The sequence below is a fragment of the Streptomyces jeddahensis genome (genome assembly GCF_001642995.1).
In the GTDB taxonomy this organism is placed as follows: Bacteria; Actinomycetota; Actinomycetes; order Streptomycetales; family Streptomycetaceae; genus Streptomyces; species Streptomyces jeddahensis.
In genome coordinates this window covers 1-21,981 of sequence record NZ_LOHS01000032.1, presented here as the reverse complement: position 1 = coordinate 21,981, position 21,981 = coordinate 1, and the positions used below count along the sequence as shown (strand labels likewise).

17 protein-coding genes are annotated in these 21,981 nt (G+C 70.8%); 15 read left to right on the top strand and 2 right to left on the bottom strand.

Annotated elements, in window-relative coordinates:
- Positions 1-201 precede the first annotated feature (201 nt).
- The 9 genes from gatC (at position 202) to STSP_RS03755 (ending at position 9,203) form a co-directional block, all read left to right on the top strand.
- Positions 202-498 (top strand): Asp-tRNA(Asn)/Glu-tRNA(Gln) amidotransferase subunit GatC, encoded by a 297-nt coding sequence (gene gatC / locus STSP_RS03795; protein WP_018531282.1) that lies wholly within the window; start codon positions 202-204, stop codon positions 496-498.
- A 7-nt stretch (positions 499-505) separates the two neighbouring features.
- Positions 506-2,005, top strand: coding sequence for an Asp-tRNA(Asn)/Glu-tRNA(Gln) amidotransferase subunit GatA (gene gatA / locus STSP_RS03790; RefSeq protein ID WP_067271993.1), 1,500 nt, complete (start codon positions 506-508; stop codon positions 2,003-2,005).
- Positions 2,002-2,241 (top strand): hypothetical protein, encoded by a 240-nt coding sequence (locus STSP_RS03785; RefSeq protein WP_067271992.1) that lies wholly within the window; start codon positions 2,002-2,004, stop codon positions 2,239-2,241. The genes gatA and STSP_RS03785 overlap by 4 nt, the downstream gene beginning before the upstream one ends.
- A gap of 15 nt (positions 2,242-2,256) precedes the next feature.
- A complete protein-coding gene (gene gatB, locus STSP_RS03780) occupies positions 2,257-3,774 on the top strand; it encodes an Asp-tRNA(Asn)/Glu-tRNA(Gln) amidotransferase subunit GatB (RefSeq protein WP_078066868.1) in 1,518 nt (505 codons plus the stop codon).
- Positions 3,775-3,908: 134 nt separating this feature from the next.
- The gene (locus STSP_RS03775; protein WP_067271990.1) at positions 3,909-4,373 is read left to right on the top strand and encodes a hypothetical protein; all 465 of its coding nucleotides are present in this window, start codon (positions 3,909-3,911) and stop codon (positions 4,371-4,373) included.
- A gap of 172 nt (positions 4,374-4,545) precedes the next feature.
- Entirely contained in the window at positions 4,546-5,121 is a 576-nt protein-coding gene (locus STSP_RS03770; RefSeq protein ID WP_067271988.1) for a hypothetical protein, read from the top strand.
- A 234-nt stretch (positions 5,122-5,355) separates the two neighbouring features.
- Complete coding sequence (locus STSP_RS03765) at positions 5,356-5,580, top strand: hypothetical protein (RefSeq protein ID WP_067271987.1); 225 nt, start codon at positions 5,356-5,358, stop codon at positions 5,578-5,580.
- 143 nt (positions 5,581-5,723) lie between these two features.
- Positions 5,724-8,891 carry a helix-turn-helix transcriptional regulator gene (locus tag STSP_RS03760; protein WP_067271985.1) on the top strand — a complete coding sequence of 1,056 codons (3,168 nt, stop codon included), beginning with the start codon at positions 5,724-5,726 and terminating at the stop codon, positions 8,889-8,891.
- A 99-nt stretch (positions 8,892-8,990) separates the two neighbouring features.
- Complete coding sequence (locus tag STSP_RS03755; protein WP_067271984.1) at positions 8,991-9,203, top strand: DUF6191 domain-containing protein; 213 nt, start codon at positions 8,991-8,993, stop codon at positions 9,201-9,203.
- A gap of 58 nt (positions 9,204-9,261) precedes the next feature.
- Here STSP_RS03755 and STSP_RS03750 read toward each other — a convergent pair whose 3' ends face one another.
- Complete coding sequence (locus STSP_RS03750) at positions 9,262-10,428, bottom strand: PQQ-dependent sugar dehydrogenase (RefSeq protein ID WP_078066867.1); 1,167 nt, start codon at positions 10,426-10,428, stop codon at positions 9,262-9,264.
- Positions 10,429-10,862: 434 nt separating this feature from the next.
- The gene (locus STSP_RS03745; RefSeq protein ID WP_067271981.1) at positions 10,863-11,897 is read right to left on the bottom strand and encodes an aldo/keto reductase; all 1,035 of its coding nucleotides are present in this window, start codon (positions 11,895-11,897) and stop codon (positions 10,863-10,865) included.
- A gap of 83 nt (positions 11,898-11,980) precedes the next feature.
- Here STSP_RS03745 and STSP_RS03740 point away from each other — a divergent pair, with 83 nt between their 5' ends.
- The 6 genes from STSP_RS03740 (at position 11,981) to serA (ending at position 21,889) form a co-directional block, all read left to right on the top strand.
- Positions 11,981-12,952 carry a 2-hydroxyacid dehydrogenase gene (locus STSP_RS03740; protein WP_198547253.1) on the top strand — a complete coding sequence of 324 codons (972 nt, stop codon included), beginning with the start codon at positions 11,981-11,983 and terminating at the stop codon, positions 12,950-12,952.
- Between the two features lie 370 nt (positions 12,953-13,322).
- Entirely contained in the window at positions 13,323-16,229 is a 2,907-nt protein-coding gene (locus tag STSP_RS03735; protein ID WP_067272007.1) for a putative bifunctional diguanylate cyclase/phosphodiesterase, read from the top strand.
- Between the two features lie 230 nt (positions 16,230-16,459).
- The gene (locus STSP_RS03730) at positions 16,460-18,313 is read left to right on the top strand and encodes an acetolactate synthase large subunit (RefSeq protein WP_107441191.1); all 1,854 of its coding nucleotides are present in this window, start codon (positions 16,460-16,462) and stop codon (positions 18,311-18,313) included.
- Positions 18,314-18,339: 26 nt separating this feature from the next.
- Positions 18,340-18,864 (top strand): acetolactate synthase small subunit, encoded by a 525-nt coding sequence (ilvN, locus tag STSP_RS03725; protein ID WP_067271974.1) that lies wholly within the window; start codon positions 18,340-18,342, stop codon positions 18,862-18,864.
- Positions 18,865-19,023: 159 nt separating this feature from the next.
- Positions 19,024-20,022 carry a ketol-acid reductoisomerase gene (gene ilvC / locus STSP_RS03720; protein ID WP_067271972.1) on the top strand — a complete coding sequence of 333 codons (999 nt, stop codon included), beginning with the start codon at positions 19,024-19,026 and terminating at the stop codon, positions 20,020-20,022.
- A gap of 265 nt (positions 20,023-20,287) precedes the next feature.
- A complete protein-coding gene (gene serA, locus STSP_RS03715; protein ID WP_067271971.1) occupies positions 20,288-21,889 on the top strand; it encodes a phosphoglycerate dehydrogenase in 1,602 nt (533 codons plus the stop codon).
- Positions 21,890-21,981 lie beyond the last annotated feature (92 nt).

Genomic DNA, 21,981 nt, shown 5'->3' with positions numbered 1-21,981 from the left:
GCCCCGACTCAGCCACCGGCAGGTGGCGCCCCAGCCCGCCACCGGCCGGCAACCGCCCACGCTCCAATGCCACCACCGGCAGGTGGCGCACCCCGCAGAGGGCCGGCGGCCAGCCGCCGCCAGCAATCCGTTTCACGGTCACCCACCCCCGCCCCATAGGATTGGCCCAAACCACACACACTCACCCCAGAGGATCGCTGCATGCCTGGCATCACGCGCGAGGAGGTCGCCCACCTCGCCCGGCTGGCGCGTCTGGAGCTGAAGCCCGAAGAGCTTGACCACTTCGCGGGCCAGCTCGACGACATCATCGGCGCGGTCGCCCGCGTCTCCGAGGTCGCCGACCAAGACGTACCGCCGACCTCCCACCCGCTGCCGCTGACGAACGTCATGCGCGCGGACGAGGTCCGTCCCTCGCTCACCCCCGAGCAGGCGCTCTCCGGCGCTCCCGCTCAGGAGCAGCAGCGTTTCAAGGTGCCGCAGATCCTGGGGGAGGACTAGGACCACCATGACGGACAGCACCATCATCAAGCTGACCGCGGCCGAGACGGCCGCGAAGATCGCCTCCGGCGAGCTCACCGCCGTCCAGGTCACCGAGGCCCACCTCGCCCGGATCGAGGCCGTCGACGAGAAGGTGCACGCCTTCCTGTACGTCGACCGTGAGGGCGCCCTCGCGCAGGCCCGAGCCGTCGACGAGAAGCGGGAGCGGGGCGAGAAGCTCGGCCCGCTGGCCGGCGTGCCGCTCGCGCTGAAGGACATCTTCACCACCGTGGGCATTCCGACCACGGTCGGTTCGAAGATCCTCGAGGGCTGGATCCCGCCGTACGACGCCACGGTCACCGAGAAGCTCAAGGCCGCTGACGTCGTGATCATCGGCAAGACCAACATGGACGAGTTCGCCATGGGGTCCTCGACCGAGAACAGTGCGTACGGCCCGACGGGCAACCCGTGGGACGTCACCAAGATCCCTGGCGGCTCGGGCGGCGGTTCGGCCGCCGCGCTCGCGTCCTTCCAGGCGCCGCTCGCCATCGGCACCGACACCGGCGGCTCCATCCGCCAGCCCGCCGCCGTCACCGGCACGGTCGGCGTCAAGCCGACCTACGGCGGCGTGTCCCGCTACGGCATGGTGGCGTTCTCGTCCTCCCTCGACCAGGGCGGCCCCTGCGCCCGTACGGTCCTGGACGCGGCCCTCCTCCACGAGGTGATCGCCGGCCACGACCCGCTCGACTCGACGTCCATCGACGCCCCGGTCCCGCCGGTCGTCGAGGCCGCGCGCAACGGCTCCGTCGAGGGCATGCGCGTCGGCGTCGTGAAGCAGTTCGCGGGCGAGGGCTACCAGGCCGGTGTCGTCGAGCGCTTCAACGAGTCCGTCTCGCTGCTCAAGGAGCTGGGCGCCGAGATCGTCGAGCTGGACTGCCCGTCCTTCGACCTGGCTCTCTCCGCGTACTACCTGATCGCGCCGTCCGAGTGTTCGAGCAACCTCGCCCGGTTCGACGGTCTGCGCTACGGCCTGCGTACCGGCGACGACGGCACGCGTTCCGCGGAGGACGTCACCTCGCTCACCCGCGAGTCCGGCTTCGGCGACGAGGTGAAGCGCCGCATCATGCTCGGCACGTACGCGCTCAGCTCCGGCTACTACGACGCGTACTACGGCTCGGCCCAGAAGGTGCGGACGCTGATCAGCCGGGACTTCGAGAAGGCCTTCGAGAAGGTCGACGTGATCGTGTCGCCCACGACGCCGACCACCGCCTTCGCGATCGGCGAGCGCGCCGACGACCCGCTGGCGATGTACCTGGCGGACCTGTGCACCATCCCGGTCAACCTGGCCGGCAACGCCGCCATGTCGCTGCCCTGCGGCCTCGCTCCGGAGGACGGCCTGCCGGTCGGCCTGCAGATCATCGCCCCCGCGATGAAGGACGACCGCCTGTACAAGGTCGGTGCGGCGGTCGAGGCGGCCTTCGTGGAACGCTGGGGACACCCGCTGCTCGAGGAGGCACCGTCGCTGTGAGTGCACTGACCAAGGCCAAGGGCTTCAAGAAGTCCAAGTCCGGCACGTACCTGTCCATCGCCACCACCGCGTTCGGCGCGCTGAGCGTCGCGAAGCAGGCCAAGAAGGCCCGCCTCGAGAACGACACGCTGCGGCTGATCGACGCGGCCGTGTCCGCCGCCGCCATCGTCACCGGCCTGGCGATCCTCTACCGGGAGCTGAAGCGCCTGGGCGACGACGACGTCCTGCTGGGCTGAGAGGGAAGTTTCACCGTGACTGCCACGACCACGACCGACCTGGTCCCGTACGAGGACGCACTCGCGTCGTACGACCCGGTCATGGGCCTCGAGGTCCATGTCGAACTCGGCACCAAGACGAAGATGTTCTGCGGCTGCTCGACGTCGCTCGGCGCCGACCCGAACACGCAGACCTGCCCGGTCTGCCTCGGCCTGCCCGGCTCGCTCCCGGTCGTCAACGCGACCGGCGTCGAGTCCGCGATCAAGATCGGCCTCGCGCTGAACTGCGAGATCGCCGAGTGGTGCCGTTTCGCCCGGAAGAACTACTTCTATCCGGACATGCCGAAGAACTTCCAGACCTCGCAGTACGACGAGCCGATCGCCTTCAACGGCTATCTGGACGTCCAGCTCGAGGACGGCGAGGTCTTCCGCGTGGAGATCGAGCGCGCGCACATGGAGGAGGACACCGGCAAGTCGACGCACGTCGGCGGCGCGACGGGCCGTATCCACGGCGCCCTGCACTCCCTCCTCGACTACAACCGCGCGGGCATCCCGCTCATCGAGATCGTCACCAAGCCGATCGTCGGCGCGGGCGAGCGCGCTCCCGAGGTCGCCAAGGCGTACGTCGCCGAGCTGCGCGAGCTCATCAAGGCGCTCGGCGTGTCCGAGGCCCGTATGGAGATGGGCCAGATGCGCTGCGACGTCAACCTGTCGCTGATGCCCAAGGGCGCCGACAAGTTCGGCACCCGCAGCGAGACGAAGAACGTCAACTCGCTGCGCTCCGTGGAGCGTGCGGTCCGCTTCGAGATCCAGCGTCACGCGGCGGTCCTCGGCGACGGCGGCACGATCGTGCAGGAGACCCGCCACTTCCACGAGGACACGGGTTCGACGACCTCGGGCCGCGTGAAGGAAGAGGCCGAGGACTACCGGTACTTCCCGGAGCCGGACCTGGTGCCGGTCGCGCCGTCCCGCGAGTGGGTCGAGGAGCTTCGCGCAGGGCTGCCGGAGCTGCCGCTGGTGCGCCGCAACCGGCTGCGCGAGGAGTGGGGTGTCTCCGCCCACGACATGCAGTCGATGCTCAACGCCGGTGCCATCGACTCGATCGTCGCCACGATCGAGGCCGGTGCCGACGCCGCCTCCGCGCGCAAGTGGTGGATGGGCGAGCTCGCCCGCCGCGCCAACGAGGACGGCGTGGAGCTTGCGGCGCTGCCGATCACTCCCGAGCAGGTCGCGCGGGTAGCGGCCCTGGTCAAGGAGGGCTCCCTCAACGACAAGCTGGCGCGCCAGGTCATCGAGGGCGTGCTCGCGGGCGAGGGCACTCCCGACGAGGTCGTCGAGAAGCGCGGCCTGAAGGTCGTGTCGGACGAAGGCGCGCTCACCGCCGCCGTCGACGAGGCCATCGCCGGCAACCCGGCCATCGCGGACAAGATCCGCGGCGGCAAGGTGGCCGCGGCCGGCGCCCTGGTGGGCGCGGTCATGAAGGCCACGCGTGGCCAGGCCGACGCGGCACGCGTCAAGGAGCTGATCCTGGAGAAGCTGGGCGTCGAGGGCTGAGCCTCTCCTGGAGAGGGGTCCGTTTCGTACGGCTTCGTACTGCATGAAGGGGCGGTGCACCGACCGGTGCACCGCCCTTTCGTTGTACGGCCCCAGGATTTCCGTATTCCACTCACCGGGTACGCTCCCGGGCCATGGCGGAACGCGACGGGAACACAGCCCAACTGGCCCGCACGGACGACACGACGGACGACCGGACGGACCTCGGGACCGAAGCGCGACCTGACAGCGAGTCCGACGAAGAACTCGCTGCCGGGACGGACGAATCCGACGACGAGATCGACGAGACCGAGCCCGAGACCGAGAACCAGGACGAGGACGAGGACCTGGAGACCGTCGCCGAACAGCGGGCCCGGGAGGCGCGGCGTGCCCGGCGGGCGTCGACGGCGTCCGGCGCGGTACTGACACTGGCCGGATCCGGTGCCTCCGCGATGCGGTTCAGCAGCGGAGCCCCGGCGAGCGCCGCCCTCGCGTACGCGGTCGGTGCGGTCATCTGCGCCACCGTGGCCGTACTGGGCTGGCGCGGGCGCACCAAGCGGGCGCTCGTCGGTCTGATCGCCGGAGTGCTGGTGATGGCGATCGGCGATCAGCTCGACTGAGCGGTCACCCGCAGTGGGCCTTCGCCGCAGTAGGCCTTTCAGGGTGCTCTTGCCTCAGGCCCTGCGACGGCCCACCAGCCGCGTGCGGCGGCGACGACACGGGCGTTGTAGCGGAAGCCGGTTGAAACGATCATTAAGGGAGTTCTCAGACTCCGTCCGTACGGTGCGGAGCATGGGAACCAAGACAGCTGAGGCAGCCGGAAACAAGGCCGGGGAAGAGGTCGACACGGTCGAGGAGGAGACCGCGGGGACCGCAGCGGAGGAGAGCTCCGCGGACGCCGCCGACGTGAACCCGGAAACGGGCGCGGACGCGGACGGCGTACCGGCCGGCGAAGAGGCGGCGGCCGCCAAGGCGTCCTCCGGTGTCGGCCAGGGCGCCGCCGCCGTCGTCTCCGCCGCGCTCGGCCTGGTCTCGCTCACCGGGAGCTGGGTGGGCACCGTGGCCCAGGCACGCGACTCGCTGTACGGCCAGCTGGAGGTGGCGTCGGGCTCGAGCGTCGCCACGCAGATCAAGCAGATCTACGCCGACTCCTGGAACGTCAACGCGCTGGTCGCCGGTCTCTTCGCGCTCGCCGCGCTGATCGTCGGCGTCGTGGTCCTGGTCCGGCCCGCGTTCGGCGACCCGGACCGGGTCCAGGCGCCCTGGATCAAGTCCGTCGCGTGGGCGGGGGTCTCGCTCGGCGTCATCGGCCTGCTGCTGGCCGCCGCCAAGTACACGGACATCATCCTCTCCATGCCGTCCACCTGATCGGCTTGATGGGCTTGATGGGTTTGATCGGCCTGGTCGGCCTGATCTTCCGCACGTCCTGAGGGGCCTCGGGGCCGTCGTCCAGCTGCATAAGCAGCCCTTACGACGGGCCTAAGGCCCTTCATGCATGCAAGATGCGGCACTCTCCCGATGTGGCGCGGGCCCCTGGGAGACGAGGGTTGAGGCATCGCAGAGAGCGAGGCCGACCAACCGACTCGTCACGAGGGGTACGAGATGTTCGAGTACGAGATGCACCAGGCGCGCCACGCCGAGCTGATCCGTGAGGCCGAGCGCGGCCGCCTGCTGCGCGAGGCCCGTGAGGCCCGCCGCGCCGCCCGGCGCTCCGCGCGCGACGAAGACGAAGGGCGGGTGAGCAGGCAGGATACGCGGGGGCCCGTGGGAGGCCCCCGCGATGAGAACCAGGAGCCGCGCCGGTCGCAGTTCGCCCCCACGGCATGAGGGGCGCCGGGGAGGGCGAAGCCGCCGCGATCGCGGCGGAGGCGGTGAGCGTTCCCCCGGCGGCTGCGATCACTGCGGCCGACGCGCCTGCCCTGGAGGCCGCGTCACGAATAACGAGTGCCGCGGTGTCAGAGCCCTGTGCGATGCTCGGCGTTGTGGAGACCAGGTCCGTCAGCCCGGTGTTCGTCGGCCGCACAGACGAACTGGGCGTACTGAACGATGCGCTCACCCGTGCCGCCGGACGGGGCGCCTACTCATCGCCCGGCACCGCGGGACGGGGCGCCTACTCATCGCCCGGCACCGCGGGACGGGGCGCCTTCCCGTCGTCCGGCGCCGCGGGCGAGCCGCAGGGCGAGCCTCAGGCGCTGCTGGTCGGCGGCGAGGCGGGCGTCGGCAAGACCCGGCTCATCGAGGAGTTCGCCGCCAGGGCCCGCCTCGAGGGAGCCGTCGTGGCGGTCGGCGGCTGCGTCGAGATCGGCGCGGACGGCCTGCCGTTCGCGCCGTTCTCCACGGCGCTGCGCGCCCTGCGCACGCAGCTGCCCGACGAGCTGGCCGCTGCGACCGCCGGACAGGAGGAGGAGCTGGCGCGGCTCGTCCCCGAGCTGGGTGATGCATCCCGCCGGCTGCACGGACGGCACGACGAGGAGGGCATGGCCCGCCTCTTCGAGCTCACCGCGCGCCTGCTCGAGCGGCTCGCCGCGGACCGCACGATCGTCGTCGTCCTGGAGGACCTGCACTGGGCGGACGCCTCGACCCGCCACCTCCTCGCCTATCTCTTCCGTACGCTGCGCAGCGGCCGCCTCGTCGTCGTCGCCACCTACCGCGCGGACGACATCCACCGCCGCCACCCGCTGCGGCCCCTGCTCGCCGAGCTCGACCGGCTGCGCAGCGTCCGGCGCATCGAGCTGGGCCGGTTCAGCCGCGACGAAGTGGGCCGCCAGATCGCCGGCATCCTCGCCCAGGAACCCGAGCCGTCCCTGGTCGACGACATCTTCGAACGGTCCGACGGCAACGCCTTCTTCGTCGAGGAGCTCGCCGTCGCCGCGCACGAGGGCTGCAGCCCGGGGCTCACCGACTCCCTCCGCGATCTGCTGCTGGTCCGCGTCGAGGCGCTGCCCGAGCACGCCCAGCGGGTCGCGCGCGTCGCGGCCGAGGGGGGATCGACCGTCGAGTATCCGCTGCTCGCGGCCGTGGCGGGGCTCGCCGAGGACGACCTGATCGAGGCGCTGCGGGCCGCCGTCGGCGCCACCATCCTGCTGGCCACGCCCGACGGCGACGGCTACCGCTTCCGGCACGCCCTCGTACGCGAGGCCGTCAGCGACGATCTGCTGCCCGGCGAGCGCTCCCGCCTCAACCGGCGCTATGCCGAGGCTCTGGAGGCCGACCCGTCGCTCGTCCCGGCCGACCAGCGCGCCACCCGCCTCGCCAGCTACTGGTACCACGCGCACGACGCCGCGAAGGCGCTGCCCGCCGTGCTGCGCGCCTCCGTCGAGGCCCGCCGCCGCCATGCGTACTCCGAGCAACTGGGGCTCCTCGAGCGGGCGATGGAGCTGTGGGACGCGGCCCCCGAGGACGTCCGCGGGGAGCTGCGTCCCGTCGACTACACCGAGGTCTATCCTCCCTGCGGCTGCGACCCGGCCACCACACCGCTGCGCTATCTGGACCTGATGGCCGAGGCCGCCGTCGCGGGCAGGCTGTGCGGGGAGCGGGAGCGCGCCCTGAAGATCACCAAGCGGGCGCTGCGCCTGCTCGAGGAGGAGCGGGACCCCCTCCGTTCCGCCTGGTTCTGGGTGCAGCGGTCCAGTCTGGTGCGCAACCAGGGCCGCGGCGACGGCTGGAAGGAGCTCGCCACCGCCCAGGACCTGGTGCGCGGACTGCCGCCGTCCGAGGTGCACGCCGATGTCCTGGCCAACGTCGCCGGCTGGTCCATGCTGCACGAGCCGGGCCCGGACGCCCTGACGGCCGCTGAGCGCGCCGTGGAGTACGCACGCATGGTCGGAGCCCGCGAGATCGAGATGACCGCGCGGCTCACCCGCGGTGGTCTCATGGTCGACGCAGGCGATGTGGAGGCCGGGCTCGCCGAGATGTACGCGGTCAAGGAACGGGTCATGGAGCTCGGCGTCCCCGCCGTCATCGGCCGCTGCCATGTGAACCTGCCGTCGCATCTGGAAGGAGTCGGCCGCTCACGGGAGGCCGTCGACATCCTGAAGGAGGGTGTCGAGATCTGCCGCAAGCTCGGCGTGCTGGACTCCGAGGCGTGGGTGTGGAGCAACCTCTCGGAGTCGCTGTACGCGCTCGGCCGGTGGGACGAGGCCGCCGACGCCGCGACACGCGCCCAGCGCACCGGCCAGAGCTCCAAGTCCCGCGCCATGGGTGCCACGCGGTTCGCCTATCTCGCTCTGGCCCGGGGCCGGTTCGCGGAGGCGGCCCACCACCTGGCCGCCGCCCATGACCACTACGGCACGCACGACCCCATGCCGCAGCAGTCCCTGCCGCTCTCCCGCATCATCATCGGCGTCGCCGCGGGCGAGGGCCGCATACTCGACGCCCGCGCCGAGCTGGACCGCGTCCTCGCAGCGGGCTTCCCGCTCGGTACGCAGCGGTACGGCTGGCCGCTGCTGCTGGCCGCCGCCACGACCGAGGCCGACGCGCGCGGGCTCCCGGTCGCCGAGGCGGGCCGCGCCGAGGTGCTGGACCGCATCCGCACCGCCGCCAGGTCGCTCGCCACGGGAGTGCCGGTGTGGTCGGCGTACGACCAGTGGGTCCGCGCGGAGCTGCGGCGCGCCGAGGGCCGCAACGCCATCGAGCTCTGGGCGGAGGCCGTCGAGGCCTTCCGTCCGCTGGAGCGCCCCTACGATCTCGCGCGCGTCCGCTACCGGCTCGCGGAGGCCCTCCTGGCCTGCGGAGCCGGCGAGGAGGGCCGCACCGAAGCCGCCGGACTGCTGCGGAAGTCTCTGGCCGTCGCCGACCGTCTCGGTGCCCGCCCGCTCGCCGAGTCGGTGGCCCTGCTGGCCCAGCGCGCCCGCCTGACGCTCACCGGCGATGCGGCGCCCGCCCCGGCCGTCCCTGCCGACCCGGCCGATTCCCTCGGCCTGACCAGCCGGGAGCGGGACGTACTGCGCCTGGTCGCCGTGGGACGCACGAACCGCCAGATAGCCGAGGAGCTGTTCATCTCCCCGAAGACGGCCAGCGTCCATGTCTCCAACATCCTCGCCAAGCTGGGCGTCTCGGGGCGCGGCGAGGCTGCCGCGGTGGCACATCGGCTGCGGCTGTTTCCGGACGAGCCCGGGGACCGGCTCGCCGCCGGATGACGGCCCGCGGGCATCAACGAGTCCTCGGCGGTCATCGGCCGGTCGCCGCTGATCGACGACGAGTAGCGAGGACCGGAGTCCCGGTCCGGGGAGGTGCCGATGTTCAACGCCTTTGAGGAGCTCTTCGCACCGGGGCGCAAGCACACCGAGGACGAGCGGAGCCGGCTGGAGCTGACCCGGCTGGACGTTGGGGACGGCGATCCGGGGCGCGGCCCGATCGACCTGGCTTCGGGCAAGGTGGTCGTACGACCGCCGGCACAGCCGGCCGAGGAACCGGTCGAGGGCGGACCCGCCGAGCCTGACCAGTACTGAACCAGGACTGCACCAGGACCGAACCAGGACTGACGGCACAACGTCCGCCGTCCGGCGCCTACTTCACCTCTACCTCGAGGATCCGGTCGTCCCCGGCCTCCGGCGTCCCCCGGGAGTCCGTCTCGCTCGTCACGAGCCACAGCTTGTCTCCGCCGGCGGGCACCACCGTGCGCAGCCGGCCGTACGTGTCCTCAAGGAAGGCCTGCGGGTCCGCCGACACCTGCGTGCCGTCGAGCGGGATCCGCCACAGCCGCTTGCCCCGCAACCCGGCCATCCAGATGGACCCCTCGGCGTACGCGATGCCGCTCGGTGAGGCCTCGTCGGTCCGCCACTGGGCCACCGGGTCGTGGAAGCGGGACTCGCCGCCCTTGCCCTCCACCGAGGGCCAGCCGTAGTTGTCACCCGGCTCGATCAGATTCAGCTCGTCCCAGGTGTTCTGCCCGAACTCGGCCGCCCACAGGCGTTTGTCCTCGTCCCATGCGAGGCCCTGCACATTGCGGTGCCCGTAGGAGTACACCGGTGAGTCGTCGCCGAACGGATTGCCCGGCGCGGGCTCGCCGTCCGGAGTCAGGCGCAGGATCTTGCCGCCCAGCGACTCCTTGTCCTGCGCGAGACCGGTGTCTCCCGTCTCGCCGGTGCCCGCGTACAGCATCTTGTCCGGCCCGAAGGCGATCCGGCCGCCGTTGTGGATGAAGCCCTTCGGGATGCCCTTGAAGACGGTGTCGGGCGCGCCCAGTTGCTCACCCGCGGGCTTCTTCTCGTCGTAGAGCATGCGGGCGATGCGGTTGTCCGACTCGGTCGTGAAGTACGCATAGACCATGTGGTCCGAGGCGTACGCCGGGGAGAGGGCGAGGCCCATGAGGCCGCCCTCGCCGGCCGGGGCCACGCCGGGGACCGATCCGATCTCCGTCTTCCTGCCGCTGTCCGCGTCGACGCGGGTGATCGTCCCCTCGTCGCGCGAGGACACCAGCAGGTCGCCGTCGGGCAGCTCGGCGAGGCCCCACGGGGACTTCAGGTCCTCGGCGACCGTGCGGACGACCTTCGCGGAGCCCTTGGCGGACGGGACGTCCTCGTCCGCCGCGCCTGAGGGCGATGACACCCGCTTCGACGCGCTCGGCGACGAACTCCTGCCGTCGTCCTTCCGCTCCGCTTCGCCGGAGGAGCACCCACCCGCCAGCAGGAGCGCGGCGGCGGCCAGCGCGGCGGTCACAGCTCGATGTTCCACGATCAGGGTCCCTTCGGCGCGGCATCGACACGGCGGCTCTCCCTGTCTACACCGCTGAGGTGCCTCCAAGGTTCCCGGCGGCACCGTCTTTCTTTTCGCTCGGGGATCCGGGCCGGAGGGAGCACCTGCCCGCCAGCAGGAGCGCGGCTTTTCGTCCGGGGGATCCGGAGCCCGGAGCTCCGCGGCGAGCGCCGTGAAGTCTCCGTATCTCAGGGTCTTGGGGCCGCCTGCCCCGGGGTCTCGGGCCGCCCTCGGGGGTCTCGGGACCGTTCCCGGGATCTCGGGGCCGCCCCCGGGGTCTCGGGACCGCCCCCGTGTGTCTCGCGGCCGCTCCCGGGATATCGGAGCCGCACCCGGGGTCTCGGGGCCGCTCCGGGGACCTCCCCGGGGTCTCGGGACCGCTCCCGTGGGTCTCGGGCCGCCCGGGGACGCGGTCAGTCCCACGACCCCCGCGCCGCCGGCAGCGCCCCGATCTCCGCGAGGTCCTGCCGGGTAAGTCGCAGTTCGGCCGCTGCCGCGTTCTCGACAGCCCAGCGCTCGTGCTTGGCTCCGGGCACCGGCACCACATGCCGGCCCTGCGCAAGCACCCAGGCCAGCGCCACCTGCGCCGTGGTGACGCGACGTCCGCCATCGCACCCGTCCCCGCGTCCGGCCCCGTCCCCGTGCCGCTCCGCTATCCGCCGCAGCCCCGCCACGATCGGCTGGTTGGCGGCCATCATCTCCGCCGTGAAGCGGGGGTGGCGGGCCCGTACGTCGTCCGGTTCGAAGCCCTCGCCGGGCGTCAGCGTGCCCGTGAGGAAGCCGTTGCCCAGGGGCATGGCGGCCAGGAAAACCACACCGCGCGCCTCGCACCACGGCAGCAGCGCGTCGAGCGCCTCGGGCGACCACACCGACAGCTCGGCCTGTACGGCGCTCACCGGGAACACCTGCTGTACCCGCTCAAGGAGCCGGATCGTTCCGTCGCGCATCCGGGACTCCATGCGCCGCGAGGCGCGGGCACCCACCGCACACAACCCCAGCGCCCGTACCTTCCCGGCCGCGACAAGCTCGGCCATCGCACCCCAGGTCTCCTCTACGGGCACCTCGGGATCGGCGCGGTGCAGCTGGTACAGGTCGATGGTGTCCGTCTGCAGCCGCCGCAGCGACGCGTCGCAGGCCCGCTTCACATACGCCGGCCGGCCGTTGGCCACGATGTGCTGCTCGCCCACCAGCAGCCCGCACTTGGTCGACACGAACGCGTCGCCGCGCCGCTCCTTCAGCACGCGGCCGATCAGCAGCTCATTGGTGAACGGTCCGTACATGTCCGCGGTGTCCAGCAGCGTCGACCCCTGGTCCAGCGCCGCGTGCACCGTCCGCAGCGACTCGTCGCCGCGCTGCCGGGAGGCGGTGTACGCCCAGCTCATCGGCATGCACCCGAGTCCGATCGCGCCCACTTCGAGCGCACCCGCGCCGATCGTCCTGCGCTCCACCTGCGGAATCCTCCCACTGCCTCTCCGAGAGGCTCCCCAAACTAGCCGCTGCGCCCAGGGGACCTTCGCATAGCCTCATGACCATGACTGCAGATGTGTGGCTTCCCATCCCGGCCGAGGAGATCGAAGGTCTTCCCGAGGGGTTCAACTACCGTTTCTGGGACGGAGCTCCGGGCGGTGGGGACGACGGCGGCGACGGCAGCCGGGACTATCCGGCCGACCCGCGGGACTGCGTCTTCTACGTGGTGCCGTACATGCGGCCCGCATCGGTGAAGATCGAGCCGATGCTGGCCATGCCTGCCGTCCGGGTCGTCCAGACGCTGACCGCCGGCGTCGACGACGTCCTGGGGACCGTGTCGCGGCTGCCGGCCGGGGTACAGCTGTGCAACGCGCGCGGGGTCCACGAGGCCAGTACGGCCGAACTGGCGCTCACGCTCACGCTGGCCTCGCTCCGCGGCATCCCGGGGTTCGTCAGGGCACAGCAGACGGGGACCTGGCAGAGCGGTTTCCGTCCCGCGCTCGCCGACAAATCGGTCCTCATCGTGGGATACGGAGCCATCGGCAGCGCCGTGGAGGACCGGCTCGTGCCCTTTGAGTGCGCGCGGGTGGCGCGCGTCGCGCGCTCCGCCCGCGACACGGAGCGCGGTCCCGTGCACCCCATCTCCGCCCTGCCGCACCTGCTGCCCGAAGCCGACGTCGTGATCCTGACGACACCGCTCACGCCCGAGACGAGGGGCCTCGTGAACGCCGGGTTCCTGGCGAGCATGAAGGACGGTGCGCTGCTCGTGAACGTCGCGCGCGGCGCCGTCGTCGACACCAAAGCCCTGCTCGCGGAGGTGGAGAACGGCCGGATCAGTGCCGCCCTCGACGTGACCGACCCCGAGCCGCTGCCGCCCGGCCATCCGCTGTGGAATGCGCCCGGTGTGCTCATCAGTCCCCATGTGGGTGGTCCGACGTCTGCGTTCCTGCCGCGCGCCAAACGCCTTGTCGTCGCTCAGCTGAACCGTTTCGCGGCGGGGGAGCCGTTGGACAACGTGGTGCTCACGACCGGCTGACAGTTCCGCTTTGGACACCCTCCGCAGTGCCTCAACTTCGCTGGGTATTCAGATCCTTGTGGTTGGTCACGCAGCGTAGAGATACTATGTCGCACAGTGACGGGACTGGTGTATCGTCCCCGACAGGGGTAGCGCCGTGCGGAGTTCGGCGCGGGGACGGATAGATCGGACTGCAAGGGGGGCGACGGGCGATGCACGGCCTATGGACCAACGATCCGACGCGGCGGAGGCCACGCGCGCACGCCTGGCGCACACCGACGCGCAGAGGCCACGTCGGCGGTCACACCGATCGCGGGCAGTGCGCGTGCTGGGGACGCCGGCATCCGGACCGGCGGGGGCGGAGGACAGCGGCGGCGACCGGAGCAAGCCGGTGAGCTCGCGCCCGACCCCCGCTGCCGTGCTGGGCGGAGCGCTCAGGACGCTGCTCCCGGCAGGGGGCCGGCTGCCGCGTCCCGCCGGCCTCGGCAGCCGGAGGAGGATCCACAGACCGCAGCTCGTCCTGGTGCTGCTGTGCGCCGCCTACGCCGCGGGATCCGCGTTCGGCTGGGGTTCGGACCTGCTCGCGATGATCATGGGCGACTTCGGGCTGAGCGCCGCAGCTGCCGCCGCGGCCGTCTCGTGCTGCCGCTTCGCGCGCAGCCGCCACAGCCGCTTCCGCCCGGCGTGGCTGCTGTTCGCGCTCTCGTCCGCGATGTCGGCCCTCGGCAACGGCGTCTGGGGCTGGTACGAGGTCGTCCTGAACAGGCCGATGCCGTCGCCGAGCTATGCCGACCTGTTCTTCCTGTGCTTCGCACCGCCCGCCATCGTCGGACTGCTGGTGCTCGCCAAGCGGCCGGTGACCAGGTCCGGCTGGGTCTGCCTCGTGCTCGACGCCTGGCTGATCGGCGGCTCGCTGCTCACGCTGTCGTGGAGCCTCGCCCTGGCGCAGACCGCGCACTCCGAGGGACGGGGCGTGGCGCAGGCCGCGTTCACCCTCGCGTACCCCCTGCTGGACATCGCCCTGGTCAGCATGGTGCTCGCGCTGCACTTCAGGCGCACATCGGCGAACCGAGCCGCGGTGAACACCGCCATAGGAGCACTGGCCCTGACCGTGATGTGCGACGCGCTGTTCACCTCGCCGCTGCTGCACGACAGCTACCGCTCCGGCCAGATACTCGACGCGGGCTGGTTCGCGGGATCCCTCCTGCTCGCCTACGCCCCCTGGGCCGGACGCCGGCCCGGACAGCCGGAGGAGGACGACCACGCACCCGTGGAGCACGGGCACGCCCACGGGCACCCGGGCGCCGACGGACAGGGCTGGTATCCGGCCACACGGCCGCTCGGGAGTTCGCTCGCGGCCCTCACGCCTTATCTGGCCGCCACCGTGTGCACGCTGGGCATCCTCTGCAACGTCCTGGGCGGCCGCAGCGTCGACCGCGTCATGCTCTTCACGGCCTGCACGGTCGTGCTCGCGCTGGTGGTGCGCCAGGGCATCATGCTCCTGGACAACCTCAGGCTGACCTATGAACTGGCCCAGAAGGAGAACCACTTCCGCTCCCTGGTGCAGGGCTCCAGCGACGTCATCATGATCGCCGCGCCGAACGGCGTCCTGAGGTACGTCAGCCCGGCTGCCTCCGGTGTCTACGGCCGCGAGGCCGACGAGCTGGTCGGCTCCGAGCTCGCCTCGCTCATCCACCCCGACGACCTCGGCCGCGTCGTCCACGAGGTGCGCCGCTTCCTCGCGGCCAGCTGCACGGAGGAGCCCACGACCCGTATCGAGTGCCGCTTCAAGTCGGGCACCGGCGACTGGCTCAACGTGGAGTCGACGGTCAACCGCCACCACGGCGGCCTCATCCTCAACAGCCGGGACGTGACCGAACGGGTCCGCCTGCAGGCCCAGTTGCAGCACAACGCCGAGCACGACCCGCTCACCGACCTGCCCAACCGCGCCCTGTTCACCCAGCGCGTCAGCCACGCCCTCGGCGGCCGCCGCAGCTCCGACCGCGGCACCGCCGTGCTCTTCATCGACCTCGACGGCTTCAAGGCCGTCAACGACCGCCTCGGCCACCAGGCGGGCGACGAGCTCCTCGTCCAGGCCGCCCGCCGGCTCCAGGAGGCCGTACGGAAGGGGGACACGGCCGCCCGCCTCGGCGGTGACGAGTTCGCGGCCCTCATCGTGGGCGACGGCACCCGCGACCGGGCGGCCCGCGAGCAGCACATACTGGAGCTCGCCGACCGGCTGAGGGTGATCCTCTCCCAGCCCTACACCGTCGACGGCGGTGACGTCCGGGTCGCCGCCTCCATCGGTGTCGCCTTCGCCGAACCGGGACTCGCCGCGGGCGAGCTGCTGCGCAACGCCGACCTCGCCATGTACCGCGCGAAGGCCGCGGGCAAGGACCGCGTCGAGCTGTACGCACCCCAGATGCAGACCGACGTCGTCCGCAGGACGGAGCTGGCGGGCAGGCTGCGCAGCGCGCTGCACGCCGGGGAGTTCGTGCTGCTCCACCAGCCCGTGGTCTCCCTGGCCACCGGCCGGATCACCTCGGTCGCCGCACAGCCCCGCTGGCGCTCCGCCCAGGGCATCCTCTTCACGCCCGACCAGTTCCTGCGGGGTGCCGAGGACAGCGAGCGCACCGCCGAGCTCGGCCGCTGGACGCTGGAGGAGGCCGTCAAACAGGCCGCCGACCGCGCCAGAGCGGGACTCGCCGCGCCCGTGACCGTCCGGATGAGCGCACGCCGCCTGCTGGACCGCACCATGCCGCTCAGCTCCATCGAGGCGCTGCTCACCCGGCACGGGCTGGCCTCCGGCGCCCTCGTCATCGAGCTCGCCGACAGCGATCCCCGCGTCTCCCTTGACGAGCTGGAGCGCCGTCTCACGGCGCTGTGCAGGCTCGGCGTCCGCGTCGCCCTGGACGGCCTCGGCAGCGGATACGCGGCGATCACCGCACTGCGCAGGCTCCCCGTCGACATGCTCAAACTGGACCGCAGTCTGGTCGAGGGCGTCGTGGAGTCCGCGCGGCTGCACAAGATCACCAGCGGCGTGCTCCGTATCGCCACCGATCTGGGGCTGCAGTCCGTCGCGGACGGCGTGGACCTGCCCGAACAGGTCGTCACTCTCCGCGCGATGGGGTGTACGCACGGGCAGGGCAAGGCCTTCTCCGGGCCCCTGGACGAGTACCGTCTGCGCCGCGCCCTGTCCGCCGGCCTCTTCCCGGTTCCGCACGGGCCCGTGGAAGCGGTATTCGCGGGCGGGGCACCCCCGCGTTCACATGATGAGACTCCTGTCCCACCTACTTGACAGGCGCCGCGTCCCGGGGAGAGGGTCAGTGCCATGCGCACCCGAATTCTCGTACTTGGAAAGCGCGTCGGCTGAAGCTGGGACCACCGGACGACCACCGGTCACCCAGCGCCCGCACCGACGCGCTCCCCTCGCTTGCCTCCCGGCACGAGGGGTTTTTTGTTGCACCGGCAACAGCCACATCCTGCACAACCCTCGCAAAAACCCTCAGCATCGAGAAGAGAATGCCGATGACCGAGCAGGCCTCCGGGGCCCACCATCCGCAGCCGCGGCCCCGTTCCTCAGGGCAGCAGTCCGCCCCCGTCGAGCACGTGACGGGTGCGCAGTCCCTCATCCGTTCGCTCGAGGAGGTCGGCGCCGACACGGTATTCGGCATTCCCGGCGGCACCATCCTGCCGGCGTACGACCCGATGATGGACTCCACGCGGGTGCGCCACGTGCTGGTCCGCCACGAGCAGGGCGCCGGCCACGCGGCCACCGGTTACGCGCAGGCCACCGGCAAGGTCGGGGTGTGCATGGCGACGTCCGGGCCCGGCGCCACCAACCTGGTCACACCGATCGCGGACGCGCACATGGACTCCGTGCCGTTGGTCGCGATCACCGGTCAGGTCGTGTCCAAGGCGATCGGTACGGACGCGTTCCAGGAGGCGGACATCGTCGGCATCACCATGCCGATCACCAAGCACAGCTTCCTGGTCACCAAGGCGGAGGACATCCCCCGGGCGATCGCGCAGGCGTTCCACATCGCCGCCACCGGCCGCCCGGGACCGGTCCTGGTCGACATCCCCAAGGACATCCTCCAGGCGAAGACCACCTTCTCCTGGCCGCCCACCATGGACCTGCCCGGCTACCGCCCGGTCATGAAGCCGCACGCCAAGCAGATCCGCGAGGCCGCCAAGCTGATCACCCAGGCCAAGCGGCCCGTCCTCTACGTCGGCGGCGGTGTCATCAAGGCCGGCGCGACCGCCGAGCTGAAGGTCCTCGCAGAACTCACCGGAGCGCCCGTCACCACCACCCTGATGGCGCTCGGCGCATTCCCCGACAGCCACCCGCTGCACGTGGGAATGCCGGGCATGCACGGTTCGGTCACCGCCGTCACCGCGCTGCAGAAGGCCGACCTGATCGTCGCCCTCGGAGCCCGCTTCGACGACCGCGTCACCGGCAAGCTGGACAGCTTCGCCCCGTACGCCAAGATCGTCCACGCCGACATCGACCCAGCCGAGATCGGCAAGAACCGCGCCGCCGACGTGCCGATCGTCGGTGACGCCCGCGAGGTCATCGCCGACCTGATCCAGGCGGTGCAGAAGGAGCACAGCGAGGGCAACACCGGCGACTACAGCGCCTGGTGGAAGGACCTCAACCGCTGGCGCGAGACCTACCCCCTCGGCTACGACCTGCCCGAGGACGGCTCGCTCTCCCCGCAGCAGGTCATCGAGCGCATCGGGCAGCTCGCGCCGGAGGACACGATCTTCGCGGCGGGCGTCGGCCAGCACCAGATGTGGGCCGCGCACTTCATCGAGTACGACAAGCCCGCGACCTGGCTCAACTCCGGCGGCGCCGGAACCATGGGCTACGCGGTCCCGGCCGCGATGGGCGCCAAGGCCGGTCAGCCGGGCCGTACGGTCTGGGCGATCGACGGCGACGGCTGCTTCCAGATGACCAATCAGGAACTGACCACCTGCGCGCTCAACAACATCCCGATCAAGGTCGCGATCATCAACAACGGCGCGCTCGGCATGGTCCGCCAGTGGCAGACCCTGTTCTACAACCAGCGCTACTCCAACACGGTGCTGCACAGCGGCCCGGACGCTGTGGCCGACCCCGAGTCCAAGGGCACCCGCGTCCCGGACTTCGTGAAGCTGTCCGAGGCGATGGGCTGCCACGCGATCCGCTGCGAGCGCGTCGAGGACCTGGACAAGGTCATCGAGGAGGCCAACTCGATCAACGACCGCCCCGTCGTGGTGGACTTCATCGTCCACGAGGACGCGATGGTGTGGCCGATGGTCGCCGCCGGCACCTCCAACGACGAGATCATGGCCGCCCGGGACGTCCGCCCCGACTTCGGCGACAACGAAGACGACTGAGAGCCGTAGGAAAAGGAACGAGACCCATGTCCAAGCACACGCTCTCCGTCCTGGTCGAGAACAAGCCCGGCATCCTCGCCCGGATCGCCGCGCTGTTCTCCCGCCGAGGCTTCAACATCGACTCGCTGGCGGTCGGCGTCACCGAGCACCCCGACATCTCCCGCATCACGATCGTGGTGAATGTCGAGGACCTGCCGCTCGAACAGGTCACCAAGCAGCTCAACAAGCTCGTCAACGTCCTGAAGATCGTCGAGCTGGAACCCGGTTCGGCCGTTCAGCGGGAACTCGTTCTGGTGAAGGTCCGCGCCGACAACGAGACTCGCTCCCAGATCGTCGAGATCGTCCAGCTGTTCCGCGCCAAGACCGTGGACGTCTCGCCCGAGGCGGTCACCATCGAGGCCACCGGTTCCAGTGACAAGCTGGAGGCGATGCTGAAGATGCTGGAGCCGTTCGGCATCAAGGAGCTCGTCCAGTCCGGCACGATCGCGATCGGCCGCGGCGCCCGATCGATCACCGACCGGTCGCTGCGCGCTCTCGACCGGTCGGCCTGAGCCGTAAAGATCGACCGGAACACGGACGACGTACTACGCGAATGACCGGAAACGGGCGGCCGGCCGGCACCGGCCGCCCGTATACCGAGACCCCGAAACTTCCCGCACCCCACTCGCCGTACGGTGGGACGCAACATCAGCACACTTAGGAGAAACCCAGTGGCCGAGCTGTTCTACGACGACGACGCCGACCTGTCCATCATCCAGGGCCGCAAGGTCGCGGTCATCGGCTACGGAAGCCAGGGCCACGCCCACGCGCTGTCCCTGCGCGACTCCGGTGTCGACGTCCGCGTCGGCCTGCACGAGGGCTCCAAGTCCAAGGCGAAGGCCGAGGAGCAGGGCCTGCGCGTCGTCACCCCGGCCGAGGCCGCCGCCGAGGCCGACGTGATCATGATCCTGGTCCCGGACCCGATCCAGGCCAAGGTCTACGAGGAGTCCATCAAGGACAACCTGAAGGACGGCGACGCGCTGTTCTTCGGCCACGGCTTCAACATCCGCTTCGGCTTCATCAAGCCCCCGGCCGGCGTCGACGTCTGCATGGTCGCCCCGAAGGGCCCGGGCCACCTGGTCCGCCGCCAGTACGAGGAGGGCCGCGGCGTTCCCTGCATCGCCGCCGTCGAGCAGGACGCCACCGGCAACGCCTTCGCGCTCGCCCTGTCCTACGCCAAGGGCATCGGCGGCTCCCGCGCCGGCGTCATCAAGACGACCTTCACCGAGGAGACCGAGACCGACCTGTTCGGCGAGCAGGCCGTCCTCTGCGGTGGCACGGCCGCGCTGGTCAAGGCGGGCTTCGAGACCCTGGTGGAGGCTGGCTACCAGCCGGAGATCGCGTACTTCGAGTGCCTCCACGAGCTGAAGCTGATCGTGGACCTCATGTACGAGGGCGGCCTGGAGAAGATGCGCTGGTCGATCTCCGAGACCGCCGAGTGGGGCGACTACGTCACCGGCCCGCGCATCATCACGGACACCACCAAGGCCGAGATGAAGAAGGTCCTGGGCGAGATCCAGGACGGCACCTTCGCCAACAACTGGATGAAGGAGTACGAGTCCGGTCTGCCGAAGTACAACGAGTACAAGAAGGCCGACGAGGACCACCTGCTCGAGACCACCGGCAAGAAGCTGCGCAAGCTGATGAGCTGGGTCGACAACGAGGACTGAGTCCTGCACGGCACAGGGCCGCTCCGTATCGGGGCGGCCCTGTTTCTTCGCCCCCTTCTCGGCCCGTCAAGGGCTATATCCAACTCGTCCACCCACGGATGAGTGATCCTTCCGCCGAGGTGGAAAACGGCGCCCGGCAACCGCCACTACACTGCACAGAAACGCGTCAGGCCCACAGCGTCGTGCGTCTTCCACGCGGCTAGCACCCCTCCACCGCCTGCGGCCGTCGGGACGGCCGTCCGCATTGGGACTTGTGAGGACTCACGTGAGCACTGCGTCTCCGAAACCAGTCGTACTCATCGCTGAAGAGCTGTCGCCCGCCACCGTCGACGCGCTGGGGCCGGACTTCGAGATCCGGCACTGCAACGGAGCAGACCGAGCCGAGCTGCTCCCGGCCATCGCCGAGGTGGACGCCATCCTGATCCGTTCCGCGACGAAGGTCGACGCCGAGGCCATCGCCGCCGCGAACAAGCTGAAGGTCGTCGCACGAGCCGGCGTCGGCCTCGACAACGTCGACGTCTCCGCCGCCACCAAGGCCGGCGTGATGGTCGTCAACGCCCCCACCTCCAACATCGTCACCGCCGCCGAGCTCGCCTGCGGCCTGATCATCGCCACCGCCCGCAACATCCCGCAGGCGAACGGCGCCCTCAAGAACGGCGAGTGGAAGCGCTCGAAGTACACGGGCGTCGAGCTGGCCGAGAAGACCCTGGGCGTCGTCGGCCTCGGCCGCATCGGCGCGCTGGTCGCCCAGCGCATGTCCGCCTTCGGCATGAAGATCGTCGCGTACGACCCCTACGTGCAGCCCGCGCGGGCCGCGCAGATGGGCGTGAAGGTCCTCTCCCTCGACGAGCTGCTCGAGGTCTCGGACTTCATCACCGTCCACCTGCCGAAGACGCCCGAGACGGTCGGCCTGATCGGCGACGAGGCGCTGCACAAGGTCAAGCCGTCCGTCCGCATCGTCAACGCCGCGCGCGGCGGCATCGTCGACGAGGAGGCGCTGTACACGGCACTCAAGGAGGGCCGCGTCGCCGGCGCCGGCCTCGACGTGTACGCGAAGGAGCCCTGCACGGACTCCCCGCTGTTCCAGTTCGACCAGGTCGTCTGCACCCCGCACCTCGGTGCCTCGACCGACGAGGCGCAGGAGAAGGCGGGCATCGCGGTCGCCAAATCGGTTCGCCTCGCGCTGGCCGGTGAGCTCGTGCCGGACGCGGTCAACGTCCAGGGCGGCGTGATCGCCGAGGACGTCAAGCCGGGTCTGCCGCTGGCCGAGAAGCTCGGCCGCATCTTCACCGCCCTCGCGGGCGAGGTCGCCGCCCGTCTGGACGTCGAGGTGTACGGCGAGATCACCCAGTACGACGTCAAGGTGCTCGAGCTCAGCGCCCTGAAGGGTGTCTTCGAGGACGTCGTCGACGAGACCGTCTCGTACGTCAACGCGCCCCTGTTCGCGCAGGAGCGCGGCGTCGAGGTCCGCCTGACGACGAGCAGCGAGTCGCCCGACCACCGCAACGTCGTGACGGTGCGCGGCACCCTCTCGGGCGGCGAGGAGGTCTCGGTCTCCGGCACGCTGGCCGGCCCCAAGCACCTCCAGAAGATCGTCGCGATCGGTGAGTACGACGTGGACCTGGCGCTCGCCGAGCACATGGTCGTCCTGCGCTACACCGACCGTCCGGGTGTCGTCGGCACCGTCGGGCGGATCCTCGGTGAGGCAGGCATCAACATCGCGGGCATGCAGGTGTCCCGTACGGACATCGGGGGCGAGGCCCTTGCCGTCCTGACCGTGGACGACACCGTGCCGCAGTCGGTGCTCAACGAGGTCGCGGAGGAGATCGGCGCGACGTCGTCGCGGTCGGTGAACCTCGTGGACTGAGGTCCACCGCGCAGCGTTCGGGGCCCTGGTCACCTTGCGGTGACCGGGGCCCTGTTTTCCTTCCCCCACCCCGCCCCTTCCCGTAACCAGGG